Annotated in this window: 18 protein-coding genes; 5 read left to right on the top strand and 13 right to left on the bottom strand. The window is 69.1% G+C overall.

From position 1 onward, the window contains the following. Positions 1-69: 69 nt before the first annotated feature. On the top strand, positions 70-912 hold the full coding sequence (locus ACWAT3_RS10645; RefSeq protein WP_460798266.1) for an alpha/beta fold hydrolase: 843 nt from the start codon (positions 70-72) through the stop codon (positions 910-912). Between the two features lie 130 nt (positions 913-1,042). On the opposite strand, the gene ACWAT3_RS10640 is transcribed toward ACWAT3_RS10645, so the two are convergent. The 6 genes from ACWAT3_RS10640 to ACWAT3_RS10615 form a co-directional block, all read right to left on the bottom strand. Continuing rightward, entirely contained in the window at positions 1,043-2,098 is a 1,056-nt protein-coding gene (locus ACWAT3_RS10640; RefSeq protein ID WP_460798265.1) for a DUF998 domain-containing protein, read from the bottom strand. Between the two features lie 244 nt (positions 2,099-2,342). Next, positions 2,343-3,293 (bottom strand): siderophore-interacting protein, encoded by a 951-nt coding sequence (locus tag ACWAT3_RS10635; RefSeq protein ID WP_460798263.1) that lies wholly within the window; start codon positions 3,291-3,293, stop codon positions 2,343-2,345. Further along, complete coding sequence (locus ACWAT3_RS10630; protein WP_460798261.1) at positions 3,283-4,083, bottom strand: ABC transporter ATP-binding protein; 801 nt, start codon at positions 4,081-4,083, stop codon at positions 3,283-3,285. The genes ACWAT3_RS10635 and ACWAT3_RS10630 overlap by 11 nt, the downstream gene beginning before the upstream one ends. Beyond that, positions 4,080-5,153 carry a FecCD family ABC transporter permease gene (locus ACWAT3_RS10625; RefSeq protein ID WP_460798576.1) on the bottom strand — a complete coding sequence of 358 codons (1,074 nt, stop codon included), beginning with the start codon at positions 5,151-5,153 and terminating at the stop codon, positions 4,080-4,082. The genes ACWAT3_RS10630 and ACWAT3_RS10625 overlap by 4 nt, the downstream gene beginning before the upstream one ends. 5 nt (positions 5,154-5,158) lie before the next feature. After that, positions 5,159-6,205 (bottom strand): FecCD family ABC transporter permease, encoded by a 1,047-nt coding sequence (locus ACWAT3_RS10620; RefSeq protein WP_460798260.1) that lies wholly within the window; start codon positions 6,203-6,205, stop codon positions 5,159-5,161. A 10-nt stretch (positions 6,206-6,215) separates the two neighbouring features. After that, positions 6,216-7,244: an iron-siderophore ABC transporter substrate-binding protein gene (locus ACWAT3_RS10615; RefSeq protein WP_460798258.1), complete on the bottom strand. Its 1,029-nt coding sequence runs from the start codon at positions 7,242-7,244 to the stop codon at positions 6,216-6,218. A gap of 145 nt (positions 7,245-7,389) precedes the next feature. On the opposite strand from ACWAT3_RS10615, the gene ACWAT3_RS10610 reads away from it, so the two are divergent. Next, complete coding sequence (locus ACWAT3_RS10610; protein ID WP_460798257.1) at positions 7,390-8,427, top strand: FUSC family protein; 1,038 nt, start codon at positions 7,390-7,392, stop codon at positions 8,425-8,427. 21 nt (positions 8,428-8,448) lie between these two features. Here the strand turns inward: ACWAT3_RS10610 and ACWAT3_RS10605 are convergent, their stop codons facing one another. Beyond that, positions 8,449-9,465 carry a GGDEF domain-containing protein gene (locus tag ACWAT3_RS10605; RefSeq protein WP_460798255.1) on the bottom strand — a complete coding sequence of 339 codons (1,017 nt, stop codon included), beginning with the start codon at positions 9,463-9,465 and terminating at the stop codon, positions 8,449-8,451. A gap of 81 nt (positions 9,466-9,546) precedes the next feature. On the opposite strand from ACWAT3_RS10605, the gene ACWAT3_RS10600 reads away from it, so the two are divergent. After that, positions 9,547-10,281: an EAL domain-containing protein gene (locus tag ACWAT3_RS10600; protein ID WP_460798253.1), complete on the top strand. Its 735-nt coding sequence runs from the start codon at positions 9,547-9,549 to the stop codon at positions 10,279-10,281. On the opposite strand, the gene ACWAT3_RS10595 is transcribed toward ACWAT3_RS10600, so the two are convergent. Together ACWAT3_RS10595 and ACWAT3_RS10590 are read right to left on the bottom strand one after the other, a co-directional pair. Continuing rightward, positions 10,243-10,467, bottom strand: coding sequence for a hypothetical protein (locus tag ACWAT3_RS10595; RefSeq protein WP_460798252.1), 225 nt, complete (start codon positions 10,465-10,467; stop codon positions 10,243-10,245). The genes ACWAT3_RS10600 and ACWAT3_RS10595 overlap by 39 nt on opposite strands. Further along, positions 10,464-11,894: a glycosyltransferase family 2 protein gene (locus ACWAT3_RS10590; protein ID WP_460798250.1), complete on the bottom strand. Its 1,431-nt coding sequence runs from the start codon at positions 11,892-11,894 to the stop codon at positions 10,464-10,466. The genes ACWAT3_RS10595 and ACWAT3_RS10590 overlap by 4 nt, the downstream gene beginning before the upstream one ends. 102 nt (positions 11,895-11,996) lie before the next feature. Here ACWAT3_RS10590 and ACWAT3_RS10585 point away from each other — a divergent pair, with 102 nt between their 5' ends. After that, positions 11,997-12,659, top strand: coding sequence for a DNA alkylation repair protein (locus ACWAT3_RS10585; RefSeq protein ID WP_460798248.1), 663 nt, complete (start codon positions 11,997-11,999; stop codon positions 12,657-12,659). Positions 12,660-12,666: 7 nt separating this feature from the next. On the opposite strand, the gene ACWAT3_RS10580 is transcribed toward ACWAT3_RS10585, so the two are convergent. After that, positions 12,667-12,849 carry a hypothetical protein gene (locus tag ACWAT3_RS10580; protein WP_460798246.1) on the bottom strand — a complete coding sequence of 61 codons (183 nt, stop codon included), beginning with the start codon at positions 12,847-12,849 and terminating at the stop codon, positions 12,667-12,669. Positions 12,850-12,962: 113 nt separating this feature from the next. Here ACWAT3_RS10580 and ACWAT3_RS10575 point away from each other — a divergent pair, with 113 nt between their 5' ends. Then, the gene (locus ACWAT3_RS10575) at positions 12,963-15,506 is read left to right on the top strand and encodes a DEAD/DEAH box helicase (protein ID WP_460798244.1); all 2,544 of its coding nucleotides are present in this window, start codon (positions 12,963-12,965) and stop codon (positions 15,504-15,506) included. Positions 15,507-15,620: 114 nt separating this feature from the next. On the opposite strand, the gene ACWAT3_RS10570 is transcribed toward ACWAT3_RS10575, so the two are convergent. Genes ACWAT3_RS10570 through ACWAT3_RS10560 form a run of 3 tightly spaced genes read right to left on the bottom strand, consistent with a single transcriptional unit; the run spans position 15,621 to position 18,501 of the window. Next, positions 15,621-16,604, bottom strand: a complete 984-nt coding sequence (locus tag ACWAT3_RS10570; RefSeq protein WP_460798242.1) for a D-alanine--D-alanine ligase family protein — start codon at positions 16,602-16,604, stop codon at positions 15,621-15,623. Continuing rightward, positions 16,601-17,875, bottom strand: a complete 1,275-nt coding sequence (alr, locus tag ACWAT3_RS10565; protein ID WP_460798240.1) for an alanine racemase — start codon at positions 17,873-17,875, stop codon at positions 16,601-16,603. Before alr ends, ACWAT3_RS10570 begins: the two co-directional genes overlap by 4 nt. Further along, positions 17,872-18,501 carry a M15 family metallopeptidase gene (locus ACWAT3_RS10560; protein ID WP_460798238.1) on the bottom strand — a complete coding sequence of 210 codons (630 nt, stop codon included), beginning with the start codon at positions 18,499-18,501 and terminating at the stop codon, positions 17,872-17,874. The genes alr and ACWAT3_RS10560 overlap by 4 nt, the downstream gene beginning before the upstream one ends. Positions 18,502-18,588: the final 87 nt, after the last annotated feature.

The raw sequence follows: 18,588 nt of genomic DNA, 5'->3' as shown, positions 1-18,588 counted from the left end.
GAACGCTCGTTCTCTAGTGTCGGAGTCATCAGCGAGAACGATCGTTCTCACCCGGACAGAGGAGACATCATGGGCTACATCACCGTCGGCCAGGAGAACAGCACGCCGATCGAGCTGTACTACGAGGACCAGGGCCAGGGACAGCCCGTCGTGCTCATCCACGGCTACCCCCTCAACGGCCACAGCTGGGAGCGGCAGACGCGTGAACTGCTCGCTTCGGGCTACCGCGTCATCACCTACGACCGCCGCGGCTTCGGGCAGTCGTCCAAGGTCGGCACCGGATACGACTACGACACCTTCGCCGCCGATCTGAACACGGTCCTCGAGACCCTCGATCTGCGCGAGGTCGTGCTCGTCGGCTTCTCGATGGGCACGGGAGAACTGGCACGCTATGTGTCGCGCTACGGCCACGAGCGCGTCGCGAAGCTCGCGTTCCTCGCCTCGCTCGAGCCGTTCCTCGTCGCCCGCGACGACAACCCGGAGGGTGTGCCGCAGGAGGTCTTCGACGGCATCGCCGCCGCGGCCAGGGGCGACCGGTATGCGTGGTTCACGCAGTTCTACAACGACTTCTACAACCTCGACGAGAACCTCGGCGCGCGCATCAGCCAGGAGGTCGTCACCGCCAACTGGAACCTCTCGGTCACGAGTGCTCCCGTCGCGGCCTACGCGGTGGTGGCGGCCTGGATCGAGGACTTCCGTGCGGACGTCGACGCAGTCCGCGATACCGACAAGCCCACTCTGATCCTGCACGGCACGAAGGACAACATCCTTCCGATCGACGCCACTGCCCGTCGGTTCCACCAGGCGGTGCCGGCGGCCGATTACGTCGAGGTCGACGGCGCACCGCACGGACTGCTCTGGACGCACGCCGACGAGGTCAATGCGGCGCTGAGCGCTTTCCTGGCCAAGTGAGGCGAATCCCGGCGCTGAGATCAGGACGATCGCCCCGGATCAGGAGATTCTGGCCGGAGTTCTCCTGATCTCGGCTCGGTCTCCTGATCTCGGCCGAGGCCGGACGGCCATGGATGCTGGGGTTCGCGCCTCAGCGTGCGCGCAGCGTCGGGCGCGCGGACGGGCGCGACTGCACGGGCGACAGCACGGCGAGGATGCGCACGAGCGTGGTCATCCAGAGAAGGCCGAGACCGACGGCGATCACCTCGAGCACCGTGAGCGAGTACACCTGCAGCGGATCGCACAGGAGGAAGGCGATGACGAGCAGCACCCCGACCACGATCGTGGTGAACACGAGCGGCTTGGGCGGACCCGGCATCGCGATCGTCGTCACGACGGCCGCCGCGAGGAACAGGGCGAGCGTCGCGAAGGCGGCGATGTTGTGCGCCAGGACGATGCGGTGGATCGGGAAGATCCCGACGCAGGCCAGCGCGATGCCAGCGCCGGCCCACAGCGCCACGACCCAGAGGATCTGCCGGAACCGGCCGTCGCCGAGGATCCGGTGCAGGTCGCGGCCGATGTATGCACCGACGGTCGCGACGAGCAGTCCTGCGACGACGAGCGTGCCGTTGAACGCCCATGACCCGGCCCCGATCCCGAGCTGGGAGAAGTTCAGCGCCCACCAGTCGGGGTCGGCCGCCGTCAGCATCGCGAACACCGTGCCGATCACGAGGTAGCTGAACAGCAGTCCGGCGAGGTCGCCCGTCTCGAGCCCGACGCCAGCGGCGAAGGCGAGGCGCCCGCCGACCGCCGAGGCGACTCCGGTGAGGATGCCGCCGCCGATCGCCGGCAGCTCGAGCCCCTGCAGGCCGACGCCCAGGATCTCACCGGCGAGCAGCACGCCGAGCGCCGTGACGCCGGCGAAGGCGATCGTCAGCGCGACCGCAGAGGCATCGGAGACCGCGGCCTGCCAGCGCGGCATCGGCCGGGTCTCGCCGCGCCGGTGCAGGAACGTGCTGGCGACGAACGATGCGGCGGCGATCACGCCGGCGATCACGGCCGCGGGGATGCCGACGGAACCGTCCCCGGCGATCGGCCGCGGATTCCCCCACAGCGCGATCGTGCCGATCACCGTGCCGACCAGGAAGCTGATGGCGGTGGCCCAGATCGCCCGGGTCTCCTGCAGCATCCGCTTCCCTTCGTCCATGTCTCCATAGAACCATGCCCCGCCGACGTCGCCGACCCGCAGAATCAAGCGCATCCGTCGGTCACGCGCGATCCAGCGGAACAGATGCACGACCCGGGAACAGCTGCACGACCGATTCACCGGTTCGGCCGTGCAGGCGTGCCCGGGTCGTGCAGCTGTACCCGCGGCGACGGCCGAGAACGTGTTCGACTCGGCCCTGCCCCTGACGGCGCCGGCACGCAGCCCGCGCCCGCCCCGCACCCCCTCAGCCGCGCATCGCGACGCCGCGACGCCAGTACCCCATGAACGCCACCTGCGACCGATCGATCCCGAGGTCCTTCACGAGGTGACGGCGCAGCGTCGTGACGACGCCGCTCTCGCCGGCGATCCAGAAGTAGCGGTCGGCGGAAGCGCCGGTGCTCTCGAAGGCCTCCCCCGTCCCCGAGTACACCGGCGTCTCCCACACGAGATCCTCGCCATCGATGTCGGTGACGACGATCTCGTCCGCCGAGGCATCCCCCAGATAGTCCAGCACCGTCGGGATCAGACGCAGGCCGTGGTTCGCGTCCCCACGCGGCAGCCAGTGCACCTCGACCCCCGACGGCGCGTCGATCCGGAGGATGTCCTCGGCGACCGGAACCTCGATGAACGCGTGACCGCGGAGATCCCGCGGTGCGTCCTCGAGGATGCGGGCGATGGCCGGCGCCGCCGTCTCATCCCCCGCGAGCAGCACCGAAGACGCGCCCCCCGGTGCGTATTCGATGCCGCCGCGATCCTCACGGCCGCGTCGCGGTCCGATGAGGAACAGCTCTTTGCCCGGCTCGGCCGAGCTCGCCCACAGCGATGCAGGGCCGGTGAGCCCCGGCGCCAGATGAAGGACGAAGTCGATGACGACCTCGGTGTCACCGGCATCCGACACCCGCAGCTCCCGGACGGAGTAGGTGCGCATCGAGCCCCTCTCCTCCTCCGGCACAGCGAGGTAGGCGCCCCACCAGTCGTCGGTCTCGCGATCGAGCGGAGGCAGGATGCCGGAGGCCGGCGGGAAGATCAGCTTGATGCGCGCGTCGAAGACGTCGCCCGGGGTGCCGAAGTCGGCGATCTCCGCGCCGCCGAACGTGATCCGCACGAAGTTCGGCGACACCCGTTCGACCGAGCGCACCTCGGCGCGCCCGAGGACGTACGAGGGCTTCTGCTTGGTGGTCGTCTCAGCGGACATGGTGCCTCCCGATTGGCGTGACCATCGGCTTTCCGGAAACCGGGTCGGTGGTGATCTGATTGGCCATGCCGAACACGGACTCGACGAGGGCGCTGGTGACGACCTCGGTCGGGGTTCCGGTGGCATGCACGCGCCCGCTCTTCATCGCGACGAGTTCGTCGGAGTAGCGGGCAGCGAGATTGAGGTCGTGCAGCACCATGACGATTGTGGTTCCGCGCGAGACGCTGAGGTCGGTGAGCAGGTCCAGCACCTCCACCTGGTGGGCGACGTCGAGGAACGTCGTCGGCTCGTCCAGCAGCAGGATGTCGGTCTCCTGCGCGAGCGCCATCGCGATCCAGACGCGCTGGCGCTGACCGCCGGAGAGCTCGTCGACGCTGCGGTCGGCGAGCTCGGTCGTCTCGGTCGCGGCAAGCGCGTCGGCGACCGCTTCGTAGTCGCGCGCGCTCCAGCGCGCGAGCACCTTCTGGTGCGGATGCCGTCCGCGGCCGACCAGGTCGGCGACGGCGATGCCCTCCGGTGCCACAGGCGACTGCGGCAGCAGGCCGAGGATGCGAGCGACCTCCTTGGTCGGTCGAGCGTGCACCGACTTGCCGTCCAGCACGACTTGCCCCGCGCTGGGCGACAGCAGCCGCGCGAGGGAGCGCAGCAGCGTCGACTTGCCGCATCCGTTGGCGCCGACGATCGTCGTGATCTTCCCCGGCGCGATCGACAGATCGAGGCCGTCGATGATGGTGCGGTCGCCGTACGCGAGGGTGACGCCCTCGGCGCTGAGCTGGTGGGAATCGGTCACAGCGATGCCCCCTGTCTGTTGGTGCGGATGAGCAGGTAGATGAGATACGGAGCGCCGAGGATGCCGGTGACGACACCGACCGGGTAGCGACCGGGCAGCAGGAACTGGCCGATCAGGTCGCCGGCCAGCACGAGAAGTGCACCGATCAGCGCGGAGGGCAGCAGCAGGTTCGCGCCGGGGCCCGTGATGCGGGAGGCGATGGGCCCCGCCATGAACGCGACGAACGCGATGGGCCCGGTCGCGGCAGTGGCGAAGGCGAGCAGCGCGACGGCGCCGACGATGAACAGCAGCCGCGTGCCGGTCACCCGCACGCCGAGGCCGGCAGCCGAATCGTCGCCGAGGCGCAGCATCCCGAGCGATCGCGCCTGCGAGAACAGGAGCGGCAGGATGACGAGGCTCGCGATCGCGAGCGGCGTCACGCGCTCCCAGGAGGCGTTGTTCAGGCTGCCGGTCATCCACTGCATGGCCGTCTGGATATCCCACTGCGCCGCCCGGGACAGCAGGTACGAGATCACGCTCTGCAGCATGGCAGCGACGCCGATTCCGATGAGGATCAGTCGCGTGCCGGCGAAGCCGCCCTTGTTCGAGAGCAGGTAGATCGCCAGGGCGGTGATGAGCGCCCCGGCGAGCGCCATGGCCGAGACGACGGGGCCGTCGAGCGACAGCACGATGATGCCGATGACGGCCGCGACGCTGGCGCCCTCCGTGATGCCGATGATGTCCGGCGAGGCCAGCGGGTTGCGCAGCAGGGTCTGGAACGAGACGCCCGCGATGCCGAAGGCGGCACCGGCGAGGATCGCGAGCGCGGTCCTCGGCAGCCGGAGCTCGCCGACCGTGAACGATGCACCGGGAACGGTCTCGCCGAACATGACGCGGATGACCTCGCTCGGCGTGTAGAACGTGTCGCCGACCATGAGGGCGACCGCGGCGAGCACGAAGACCGCGACGCCGAGCACGATCACGGCGATCGCGTGGCGGCGGTGACGCCCGCGGCGACCGGCGATGACAGCGGCGACGTCCGGGCGCCCTGCGACGGGCTCAGGGACCTGTGGGAGTTGCTTGATGTCCATGACGCTCACAGCTCGCGCACCTTCTGGCGGCGGACGATCCAGATGAAGAACGGTGCGCCGACGAGTGCGGTGATGATGCCGACCTGGATCTCCTCGCCCGAGGGGGCGATCACGCGACCGATGATGTCGCTGGCGAGCAGCAGCACGGCTCCGGCGATGGCCGAGAACGGCAGCAGCCAGCGATGGTCGGTGCCGAGCAGCATCCGGCAGAAGTGCGGGATGACGAGGCCGACGAAGCCGATCGGGCCGGCCACGGCCGTCGCGGCGCCCGCGAGGACCACGGCGCCGATCGCCGAGAGGAGCCGGGTGCGGAAGACGTGCTCGCCGAGACCCTTGGCCATGTCATCGCCGAGGGCCAGCGAGTTCATGCCCCGAGCGGAGGCGAAGCAGATGATCGCGCCGATCGCCAGCACGGGCGCGGTGATCGCGATCCGCGGCCACTCAGCGCCTCCCACACCGCCGACCTGCCAGGACTGGAAGGACTGCAGCAGATCGACGCGGGGCAGCATGATGGCGCTGATCAGCGACGCGAATGCCGCCGACGTCGCGGCTCCCGCGAGCGCGAGTTTGAGGGGAGTCGCTCCGCCGCGGCCGAGAGACCCGACCGTGTACACGAACGTCGCGGCGACGGCCGCGCCGAGGATCGCCACGAAGAGGGTTCCGGTCGCATCGGCAAGACCCAGGAACGCGATGCCGATCACGACGGCGAGCGACGCTCCGGTCGTGACGCCCAGGATGCCGGGGTCGGCGATGGGGTTGCGGGTGACCGCCTGCATGGTTGCGCCGGACAGTGCGAGGGCGGCGCCCACGAGGATCGCGAGCACCGTGCGCGGCATCCGCTTGATGACCGCCGCCTGGGCGATCGTGTCGTCGTGACCCGCGAACGCGGCGGCGATGTCGTCGATCGTCACGGCTTTGACGCCGAACGAGAGCGACAGGATGCTGAGCACGACGATCACGCCGAGCCCGGCGAGCACCCAGAGCACGCGCACCGCCGCCGGGCGCCGCAGATCGGCGGCGCCCGGCGGTGCGGTGATGGCTGCTGAGGTCACTCGGGGCGAATCACTCGGAGACGAGCGGAGCCTCGAGGAGCGCGAAGTACTCGTCGATTCCCCACGGGATGGACAGCGGCGACGGGTTGGCGGAGGCCGCCAGCGGGGTCGCGTCGCCGAGGACGGCGATCTGGCCGGCGGCGATCGCCGGGATCTTCGACAGCAGCGGGTCGGCCTGCAGTGCGGGAATGGTCGACTCGTCGCCATACGAGACGAAGACGTCGACGTCGGCGAGCGCCTCGGCGTTCTCGGCGCTCGTCGTCAGGTAGAACTCGGTGCTGTCGGCGTTCTCCTCGACGATGGACGGCAGCGGCAGCCCGTTCGCGTGCAGGAATCCGGGGCGCGTGTCGGCCGCGGTGTAATAGCCGATCTGGCTGAGGTCGCTGGGGTCCAGGTAGGCGAACAGAAGCTTCGCGTCCTTGAGCGCCGGATGCGCCTCGAGTGCGGCATCCGTCTGCGCCTGCAGGTCGGCGTTGAGCGCTTCGCCCTCTTCGGCAAGGCCCAGGGCCGTGGCGTTCATCGTCACCATGTCCGCGACCGAGGTGCCCCAGGCGACGCCGGGCTGAGCGACGACGGGCGCGATCTTGGAGAGCGTGTCGTACTGCTCCTGCGTGAGGCCGGAGTACGCGGCGAGGATCACGTCGGGCTTCGTGTCGGCCACGGCCTCGTAGTCGATACCGTCGGTCTCGTCGAAGAGCACCGGCTCCTCGGCATCCAGCTCCTCGAGCTTGTCCTCGACCCAGGGCAGGATGCCGTTGTCATCGTCATCGCCCCAGGTGGCCTTGCTCATGCCGACCGGCACGATGCCGAGGGCGAGCGGAACCTCGTGGTTGGCCCACGCGACGGTCGCGACGCGCTCGGGCTTTTCCGTGATGGTGGTCTCGCCGTAGACGTGCTCGATCGTGACGGGGAAGACGCCGTCCGAGTCGGCGGCGTCCGAGCCGGAGTCGGTGCTGGTGGGGGCGGACGACGAGCAGGCGGCCAGGCCGATGGCCAGCACTGCGGCGGCGCCGAGGCCGATAAGACGAGAGGTGCGCACGGAATCCCTTTCGGGTCGGGGTTCGGGGTGTCTGCTCGGTCGCGTTCTGCCGAGCGAATGCTTTGGTAAGCCTCGCCTAATTTAGCAGAGACTTAGGCTCACCTCACTTCCGGTTGTCGAAGCGCGCGCGGACTAGCGTGGAATCATGCGGATGACAGCGGCAGTGCGCAGCGCGAAGCGCGGACCTCTGCTGCAGGTCGTGAAGTCCGCGGTCGCGACGATCTCGGCCTGGCTCATCGCGGGGTGGCTGATCCCCGGTCCGCTTCCGGTGTTCGCGGCCATCGCCGCTCTGCTGGTCGTGCAGCCGAGCGTGAACCAGTCGCTCGCCAAGGCCCTCGAGCGCAGCATCGGCGTGATCGCCGGCGTGCTCATCGCGGTCGGACTCAGTCTGCTGCTGGGTCCGCAGAGCTGGGTGGTGCTGCTCGCCATCGTCGTCGCGATGCTCGTCGCCTGGGTGTTCAGGGCGACACCGGGGACGGGAAACCAGGTCGCGATCTCGGCGATGCTCGTGCTCGCGCTCGGCTCGGACAGCCCCGAGTACGCCGTGGACCGGATCGTCGAGACCCTGATCGGCGTCGCGATCGGCATCGTCGTGAATGTGCTCATCGTCCCGCCGGTGCTCGTCGCCCCCGCGCGGCGCGACCTCGGCCTGCTCGGCGCCGAGCTCGCAGCGAGCCTTGACCGACTGGCCGAGAGCCTGCCCTCGGCCAGGACGACGGCGCAGCTGCAGGAGCTCATGCTCCAGGCGCGCCTGCTGCGCCCCATGCAGGCATCGGCCGAAGCATCCATCGCCTCCGGCGAGGAATCACTGACACTCAATCCGCGGCGCTCCTCGCACCGCGACGAGCTGCGCGAGATGCGCGCGCTGCTCACCAGGCTGACGCCCATCGTGACGCAGGTGATCGGGATGACCAGGGCGTACTTCGACCACTACGACGATTCGCTCGGCGACGAACCGACCGTCCATGCGATCGCCGAACAGCTGCGTCGTGCCGGTCACGACGTGCGGCTCGCCGTGCAGATCGCCGATGTCGCACCGGAGCCCGAGGCGCTGACCTCGGCCATCCCCGCACTGACCGCGCCGCTCGAGGTGGCGCCACCGGCATCCGCGCACTGGATCCTCATCGGATCGCTGCTGGAGGATCTCCGTCGCATCCGCGGCGAACTCGTCGGCGAGCAGTAGACGCCGCGTCGCGAGGTCGTGTCAGCGGCGCTTGTCGTCGTACATGGCCCGGTCGGCCCGGGCCATGGCGCTCTCGAAGGTGTCGTCCGGGCGGACGTCAGTGACGCCCCACGACCACGGATGCGGCGCGAAGTCGCGCAGCCGGCGCATGACCTCCTTGGCCTGATCGGCCTCTGTCTCCGGCAGGAGCATGGCGAACTCGTCGCCGCCGAGACGCCCGACGATGTCGGTGGTGCGCGACAACGACATCCACTGCGCTGTCAGCACCCGCAGCACATCGTCGCCCGCGGCGTGCCCCGCCTCGTCGTTGATCTCCTTGAACTTGTCGAGGTCGAGCACGGCGATCGCCAGGGGCCGCGCGTGCCGTGCGGCGCGACGGAACTCCATCTGCGACTTGCCGACGAACCCGCGGCGGTTGAGCACCCCGGTCAGCTCGTCGGTGTGCGCCTCGAGCAGGATGCGGTGACGGACGTAGAGACCCGCCTCCAGGCAGAGACCGGTGAACAGCGCCGCCCCGATGAGGTTCGCGGGCCCCAGCGGACCAGGAGGGCCGCCGACCTCGCCGGTGAACGGACCAGAGATCGCTGCAGCGCCCACCGCGATCACGATGATCAGCTCGCCGGTGCGGGCGATCCTGGCGCCGTAGAACCAGGAGAAGTACATCGCCATGATCGGCAGTTCCTGCAGCGCGGCGACGGCGTTCTGCCGCTCGTCCGAGAAACCGAGGTAGTAGACGGACACCGCCGCGTGCAGGGCGACCAGCGCGATGCCCAGCCACCTCGGAAGCTCCATCCCTCTGAACACGACGGCCGCCGCGACACCGAGACCGGCGACCAGGATGCCGATCGACAGCCAGACCTCGAACGTGGTGATGTCGGTCTCGAAGAGCTCCAACGCCCCCAGCGACGCGAACAGCAGGGCGACGCCCGCCGTGACCACCGAGTAGATCGAGGTGCGTTCGCGCGCATGCCGCAGCCACCCCGTGCGCAGCCAGCGGAGCTCCTCGGCATCCGCAGCCCGAATTCCTTGTACGACCATGAGTCCCTCTCCCAGGACCCTCCCCAGAGCCCTTCCCCACCCCTAGAGTACGACGTTTCCGCAGGTCTACACTGAACCGTGATGAAACACGAGCCCCTCGCCTCCCCCCACGCCCTGGGTGCTCGAATCGTCTTCCAGCCCATCGTCGACCTGGTCGCGTGGAAGGTCGTCGGCTTCGAGGCACTGGCCCGATTCGCCGACGGAACTCCCCCGCCGGTGCTGCTGGCCGAAGCCGAACGCCAGGGCGTTCGCGAAGAATTCGAGCTGCAGCTGATCGCGATGGCCGTCGAGGCGGCGACGCCGCTGCCCGATGACCTGTTCATCACCATGAACGCCTCAGGAACGACGATGCTGCGTGACGAGCTGTCCGCGATCCTGGCGGCATCCGATCGCCCATGGGGACTCGAACTGTACGAGGGTGCGACGCCGGCGCATCTGCCGACCATCCGCGAACTGGTGACGAAGTTGGGCGGCCAGCTCCTCGTCGACGACGCCGGCGCCGCATCCGCCGATGAGGCGCGCATCACCACCCTCCGCCCCGACGTCGTCAAGATCGACCGCGGACTCTTCTGGGAGGTGCGCACGGACGAGGATGCTCGCGCACGGCTGCGCCCCCTGATCGACGCGGCCAGGGCCGCCGACGCGCGCGTCCTCGTGGAGGGCGTATCGGACCCCGAGCACGTCGACCTGGCGCGCGAACTCGGCGCCGACCTCGCTCAGGGGTTCCACCTCGGCATGCCGACCGGCGCCGCGCAGATGGCGACCGCGCTCGAGGACCTACGCCGGAGCGTCGGGGTGGATGCTCCGGGTCTCTGACCTGCGGCTCGCGCCACCCCGACTGCGGCGGCGCACCTTCGGCAGCACCTTGATGATGCCGAGCACGACATAGATGACGGTGTTGATCGCGACGAAGGTCGCGAAGACGCTGAACCAGTCGGAGTAGAGAATCGACTCGGGCAGCAGGAATCCGGTGCGCACGGCATCCGTCGCCAGCAGGATCATGCGGTCGCCCCCTTCGCGGAGCCGTGCTCGACGTGCTTCCAGGTCGCGCTGCGTCCGAACGCGATCTCGAACACGCCCCTCAGGAACGCGAGATTGAGGAAGCAGTCGTAGACGAGTTCGGGAAACACGAGAGCCGCGACGATCCGGGCGCGCCACCCGCCCCGCCAGACCGTGATGACCCGTTCGGCAGCGAACAGGACTCCGATCCCGAGCCAGAACGGGAACCACACCCAGGTGTCCATCGCGACGATCATCAGTAGGATGAGCGCGAAGTAGGCGAACAGCGCGAGCACGCCGTAGCCGATGCCGATCTGCTGAGCCCAGTAGCGCAGCGTCTGCGGCGTGACGCCGTATGCTCCGAGGTTCTCCAGGGCTCCGCGCTGCCAGCGCAGGCGCTGCGCCCACAGCATCCGCCAGGAGGGCATGAGCTCGGTGACGACGCTGCACTCCCGCGGCGAGATCGTCAGACCGCCCAGCGACTTGATCGCGATCGTGAGCTCGTTGTCCTCGGTGAGCGCGAACGTGTCGTACACGTCGCCGGTTCGGCCGGGGAGCTGCGTGCCTCTGGCCTCGGCGACGGCGCGCAGGGCGGACGCACGGAAGACCGAAGCCGTACCGGTGAGGACGAACACGCGGCCGTCACGGCGCTGGATCTCGCGCTGATAGCGGAAGTACTCGTTGCGCTGGAACTGTCCGAGCAGCCCGTGGCCCTCCTCGCCCTCGAAGAGGCCGCCGACCGACATGAGCGCACGGTCGGCCGTGAAGCGACGGACGGCCTCGGAGAGATAGCCGACGCCGATCTGACTGTCGGCGTCCATCACCATGACCGTGTCGTTGTCGCCGAGCACCGGCAGCAGGTCGGCGAGCGCCTGATTGAGCGCGCCGCCCTTCTTGTGCGTGTTCCCGACCGTCTCGAAGACATCCGCGCCGTGCTCTCGTGCGACGCGCACCGTGCCGTCCGTGCAGTTGTCGGCCACGACGATCACGCGCGTCGGCGGCGTGGTCTGCTGCTGCAGCGAGCGCAGCGTCTCCCCGATCGACGCCTCCTCGTTGTACGCCGGGATCAGCACCGTGACCGTGACCTCTCCGGCGAACACTCCGCGGGTGCGCTCCATGACGGCGCGGGGTGCGAGCGTGAGCTTGGTGACCTCGACCCCGGCGCGGCGGTACCGGCTCGCGACGATCCGCTCGCTGACGACGACGAACAGCACGAGCACCAGCGCGATGCCGAGGGCCGTCGCGAGCACGGCGAGATTCGGCAGCTCGGTGCTGTACATCACCTGCCAGACGCCGGCGAGCGTGAGGTGCGCCGGGTCCCACAGCGTCGGCGGATCGGTCGCCGCGATCCCCCACCACAGCAGCCCGGCCGCGAGCAGCACGATGACGATGACCGCGAGCCCCACGAATCGCTGAAAGACCTTGTTCACAACCGCCCCCTCCGACGTCTGATCCCTGCGTCAACCCTGCCATAGGCGGTGGGTCGATGCGGGTGCCGCGCAGCACGAACGCGCCCGACGTACGCTGAGTGCATGACCCGCTTGGATGAGGCCCTCGGCGATCTCGCCGCCCTCGAAGACCCGAAGATGCGCGCCGCGAACGAGAAGCGCGGCGACGACCACGGGATCAATCTGTCGCAGATGCGTGCGCTCGCGAAGCGGATCAAGACGGATCAGGAGCTCGCGATCCAGCTGTGGGCGACCGGCGAGACCGCCCCGCGGCTGCTGTCCATGCTGATCTGCCGGGTGAAGGACTTCTCCGCCGACGACCTCGACGCGATGGTCCGCGAAACCGAGGTTCCGAAGGTCAACGACTGGTTCGTGAACTACCTCGCGAAGAAGTCGCCGCACGCGGAAGAGCTCCGGCTGCGCTGGTTCGACGATGCCGATCCGACCGTCGCCGCGGCGGCCTGGTCGCTGACCAGCGTCCGCGTCGCGAAGACCCCGGAGGGACTTGACCTGTCCGTGCTGCTGGATCTGATCGAACGCGACATGAAGGATGCCCCGTCGCGCCTGCAGTGGGCGATGAACGAGACGCTTGCCCAGATCGGCATCTACCACCCCGAGCTGCGCGACCGTGCGCTGGCGATCGGTGACGCTCTGCAGGTGCTGGCGGACTATCCGACGGCTCCGGGATGCACGTCGCCGTTCGCGCCGAGCTGGATCGCCGAGATCGTCCGTCGACGCGAGGGCTGAGGACGGCTCACACCGCGGGCGCGCCCGGTGCGTCCTCTTCGGTCGTGGTCTTGGCGCCGCTCCACCCCAATCCGTGTGTTCCCTGCTGGGTGATGAGCGTCTGCAGATCGGCGTGAATCGCATCCAGACGATCGCAGATCGCCTGGCCGTCGGTCGTGGTGGCCTGGGTGAAGGTGTCGTTGGTGGTCATGCGTCGACTCTTCAGGCCGAGTCACGATGAGCACAGACCGTTGAACCGCTCTGCAGTCCGTGGTAGCGGAGCGTGGCGGCGACACGGTCCCGGTAGGGGATGATCGAAGGACCATGACTTCCTCTCCGCGGCTCGATCCCTCCCTCGTCCAGGACGGTTCCGATCCGGATGCCGTGTACCTGGCGTTCGTCGAGTGGGCCGAGTCCACCGGCATCCGTCTGTATCCGGCGCAGGACGAGTCCGTCATCGAGATCGTCTCGGGGAACAACCTGATCCTGTCGACGCCCACGGGCACCGGGAAGTCTCTCGTCGCGATCGGCGCGCACTTCGCGGCTCTGGTCGACGGCCGCCGCAGCTACTACACGGCTCCGATCAAGGCCCTCGTCAGCGAGAAGTTCTTCGCACTCGTGGACGTCTTCGGCCCGGAGAACGTCGGCATGGTCACCGGAGACTCCGCCGTCAACGCGGATGCCCCCATCATCTGCTGCACCGCGGAGATCCTCGCGAATCTGTCGCTGCGCCAGGGGACGGATGCCGCGGTCGGCCAGGTCGTGATGGACGAATTCCATTTCTACGGCGATCCCGATCGCGGCTGGGCCTGGCAGGTGCCGCTGCTCGAGCTGCCGCAGGCGCAGTTCATCCTGATGTCGGCGACGCTCGGCGACGTGACCGACCTCGCGGAAGACCTCACCCGCCGAACGTCGCGCGAGACGGCGACGGTCACCGGAGTCGAACGTCCGGTGCCCCTGCACTACTACTACGAGACCACGCCGATCCACGAGACGGTCGAGGAGCTGCTGTCGACCGGCCAGGCGCCCATCTACGTCGTGCACTTCTCGCAGGCCGCGGCCATGGAGCGAGCGCAGGCGCTGTCGAGCACGAAAATCGCCACGCGGGAGCAGCGAGATGAGATCGCCGAGCTCATCAAGGACTTCCGGTTCACGACGTCGTTCGGCAAGACGCTCTCGCGCTTCCTCCGCGCGGGCATCGGCGTGCATCACGCGGGGATGCTGCCGAAGTACCGCCGGTTGGTCGAGCAGCTCGCGCAGCGCGGTCTCCTGCGCGTCATCTGCGGAACCGACACGCTCGGTGTAGGCATCAACGTCCCGATCCGCACGGTGCTGCTCACGGCGCTGACGAAGTTCGACGGCACCCGAATGCGGCAGCTCAACGCGCGCGAGTTCCATCAGATCGCCGGCCGAGCAGGCCGCGCTGGCTTCGACACGGCCGGCACCGTCGTCGCCCAGGCGCCGGAGCACGAGTCCGAGAACATCGCCGCCGTCCGGAAAGCCGGCGACGACCCGAAGAAGAAGCGCAAGATCATTCGCAAGAAGGCGCCGGACGGCTTCGTGTCCTGGGGAGAGCCGTCGTTCCAGAAGCTCATCGCCGCCGAGCCGGAGACGCTGACCTCGCACATGCAGATCACCAGCGCGATGATGCTCAACGTCATCGCCCGCGGCGGCGACGTGTTCGCCAACATCCGCTCGCTCGTCTTCGACAACCACGAGCCCCGAGCCAGGCAGCGCGTGCTCGCGATCCGCGCTCTGGGGATCTACCGCACCCTGCGGGAGTCCGGTGTCGTGGAGGACGACGTCGACGGCATCCGCCTCACGGTCGACCTGCAGCCGAACTTCGCCCTCAACCAGCCCCTCTCGCCGTTCGCCCTGGCGGCGTTCGAGCTGCTCGACCCTGACCCGGCGGTCGGCTCAGGGACCGGGCAGTACGCACTCGACATGATCTCGATCGTCGAGTCCACCCTGGACGACCCGCGGGCGATCCTCAGCCAGCAGGAGTTCGTGGCGCGGGGCGAGGCGGTCGCGTCGATGAAGGCGGAGGGGATCGAGTACGAGGAGCGCATGGAGCTTCTCGAGCAGATCACATATCCGAAGCCGCTCCAGGAGCTGCTGGATGCCGCCTTCGAGACCTACAGTGCGGCGCAGCCGTGGATCCGCGACTTCGAGTTGCGTCCGAAGTCGGTCGTCCGCGACATGTACGAGCGAGCCATGTCGTTCGGGGAATATGTCGCCCAGTACAAGATCGCCCGTTCCGAGGGCGTGGTCCTGCGCTACCTGTCCGATGCGTTTCGCGCGGCATCCCAGACGATTCCCGAAGATCTCAAGACCGAGGAGCTCCGCGACCTCATCGAGTGGCTCGGAGAGCTCGTCCGCCAGGTCGACTCGAGCCTGCTCGACGAATGGGAGGAGCTGCGGGCCGGCACCGACAACGGCATGGTCGACCTCGGAGAGGCGCTGTCGAAGCGCGACGAGCCGATCATCCCGCCGGCACCCAAGCGCCTGACCTCGAACGTGCGCGCGTTCCGCATCCTGGTGCGCAATGAGATGTTCCGCCGCGTCCAGCTCGCGGCCCGCGAGGACGTGGACGCGCTCGCCCTGCTGGATGCGGACTTCGGCGCCGCCGCATGGGATGCCGCGCTGGACGGGTACTTCGCCGATCACGACGAGATCCTCACCGGCCCTGACGCCCGCAGCGCGAAGCTGCTCCTCATCACCGAGGGCCGTGAGGCGTGGACCGTGCGCCAGATCCTCGACGACCCCGCAGGCGACCACGACTGGGGCATCGCCGCGACGATCGACCTCGCCGCCTCGGATGAGGCAGGCGAGGCCGTCGTGACGGTGACTGCGGTCGACCGGCTGTAGTCCGGCCTTCGTGCCACTGTCCTTACCGGGACACCTGCACGACCCGGGAACAGCTGCACGACCGGATGCCGGATTCCCCCGTGCATCCGTACCCAGATCGTGCAAGCGTGCCCGTCAGACGGCGGAGCCGACCGACCGCGTCGTCGGGACGCGCGCTCCGGCCACGAGGCGCCCCACCAGGTCCTCGTAGCCGACGTCGGCCGCGGCGAACATCCGCGGCACCTGGGAGGCCGCGGTCATCCCCGGCATCGTGTTCACCTCGTTGAGCACGGGTCCCTCCGGTGTGAGGAAGAAGTCGATCCGCGCGACGCCCGAACAGCCGAGCGCATCGAACATGGCCAGCGCCGCCTGCGTCAGGGACGCGTGCTCGACGGCATCCAGAGCAGCCGGCACCGTGAACTGCGCCGAGCCGTCGTACTTGGTCGCGGTGTCGAAGAGTCCGCTCGTGCGGATCTCGAGCGGCGGCGCGGCCCAGCGCGTTCCGTCGGCCTCACGCAGCACGGCGACGTCGATCTCGCGCCCCCGCACGACCTCCTCGACGAGGATCCGACGATCGAACTCGGCTGCGGTGCGCAGCGCCTCGCGCAGCTCACCGGCATCCGAGACCAGGGACACCCCGAAGCTCGACCCCGCAGACACCGGCTTCACGACCACCGGACCGTCGTACTCCTCATCGCCGATATCGGATGCCGAGACGAGCCGCCCCCGCGCCACGCGGATGCCGAGCGCCTGGGCGACCAGCTTGGTCGCCCACTTGTCCATGCCGATCGCACCGGCGCCCAGCCCCGACCCCACGACCGGCGCGTGCGCGAGCGCACACAGAGCTGCCAGCGCCCCGTCCTCGCCGAGACTTCCATGCACGACGGGGAATACAGCATCCGCCCGCCCGAGAAGTGCGACCGCGGCGGCCAACGAGTCGGACACCCCGAACCCCAGCGGACCGGATTCCGAGCACCAGCTTCCGTCGCGGCCGATCGTCAGCGCATCCACTGCCCATCCGCGTGCGCGCAGCGCCTGCACCACCCCGGCCGCAGACGCGATCGACACGTCGTGCTCCGCATTCTCTCCCCCGCCGATGACGACGACATGCTGATTCATCCGATGCTCCTTCTCACACGCGGACCGATGCCGGTGACGATGGTGTGCGGGATGGTTCCCGCCCACCTGGCCCACTCCTGGATCGTGGGTGCTGCGGTGCCGGCCGACCCGAACACGGTCGCTCGCCGACCGCGTTCGATCGCGACGGCACCCGTGTCGACGACGATCTGATCCATCGACACGCGTCCGACGATCGGATGCCGCGTCCCGTCGATCGCGACGCACGCCTCGGGGGCGAGCTCGCGAGGGATGCCGTCGGCGTACCCCACCCCGATGATGCTGAGGTGCGTGTCGGTGCGCGTGACCGCCTCGTGTCCGTAGCCGATCGGGGTGCCGACAGGGACGCGCGCCGAGTGCACGACCGGAGCCGTGAACGTCCCGGCTCCCGCGAGTTCGGCCGTGCCGGACGGGTCGATCCCGACCAGTCCAGCGCCGATCCGGACGAGATCGAAATGCGTCGACGGATCCGTGAGCGTCCCCGCCGTCGCCCCGAGGTGCACGATGAGGGGTCCGAAACCCGCACGCAGCGCGGCGTCCCTGGCATGGCGCATGCGCAGCACGGCCGGGGCGTTCGCCGCCGGATCCGCACGGTCGGCGAGCGGGAGATGACCCATGACCCCGACGACTTCGATGCGGCCGCAGCCCTCTCGAGCCACGCGAAGCAACTGCGGCCATTCGGCCAGCGGACTGCCACCACGCGCCATTCCGGTGTCCACGTGCAGGTGCACCCGGACCGGACGGTCGGCTTCGGCGCTGCCGGCGATCAGCTCGCGCAGCTCGTCGACCGAGCCGACGGCCACGTCGACGCGCAGGTTCGCGGCGAGCGCGGCATCCGCTCCGGCCGGGTTCAGCCACGAGAGGATCGGCACGTCCAGCCCGGCATCACGGAGCGCGGTGGCTTCAGCGACGTCTGTGATGCCGAGCCAGCTGGCGCCGGCGGCCACTGCCGCCCGAGCCACGGCGACGGCTCCGTGGCCGTATCCGTCCGCCTTCACGACGGCCATGATCGTGGACGATGCGGCGCGGCGCATGGTTGCGAGGTTCGCGGCGACGGCGGAGGGGGCCAGGCGCAGCGTCGGAGCGGTCATCGGGAGCGCAGCCGTGGTCGCCGTGGTCCGGTCCCCCGGTACAGCTGCACGACTCGGGAACAGTTGCACGGCTCCGTCCCGGGAATCGGTCGTGCATCCGTTCCCGTGTCGTGCAACTGTGTCACCCGTTCCCGTGGCGTCCGCGGCACCCGCCGGGAGCGCCATCGGCAGCACGGCGCTCATGACCGCATCCGCGGGTCATCGGTGGGATCGCCGTACATCGCCGGGCAATCCTGCTCCTCGGCATCCGCTCGCAGCTCGTAGTGCCAGCGCTCGTTCGCGTAGATCTGGCACAGACCGAACCGAGTGCCGTGCTGAGCGAGCCAATCCAGCGCCGAATCGGGGCCGAGGTCGACGGCGTCTCCGGTGACGTGGGCCGAGGTATCCGGCGTGGCCACCCATCGCGCGGCCTCATCCTTCGAGCCGTACTCGGCGGTCGCATTGTCGAGCAGCCACTGCTGGTAGCGCGGGGTCCGCCATCCGCCGTTCACGCGCAGCTCGACGCCGTCGCGCTCGGCGCGCTCGGCCGCCGCCCTGAGCGCGGCGAGAAGATCGGGGTTGAGGTTCGCCACGGCCGGCACGGTGTCGTCGAAGACGGTCGGTCGCGCGTCCTCCGGGATGAATCCGTCATCGGCGCCCGGCGGAAACACGACGGTGTCGACGGATGCATCGTCCGCCACTGCGACGGCACCGTTCACCCCCGGAATCGCCTGCAGCACGACGACTGTCGCGACCGCGGCGACGGCGAGGGCGGCGGACAGGGTGACGGCACGCCGACGGATGCGGAGCCGCGCAGAAGGATCGTTCATGCTCTCCAGTGAACGCACCGACGTGTTGCGGGGGCGTATGCGATTTCTCATATGCTCCCGATATGCGCGTCTGCGTAGGATGCAGAA

It is taken from the genome of Microbacterium sp. GXF0217, assembly GCF_054798195.1.
The sequence above is the reverse complement of the archived record's forward strand: the minus strand, read 5'-3'. Positions and strand labels throughout refer to the sequence as shown.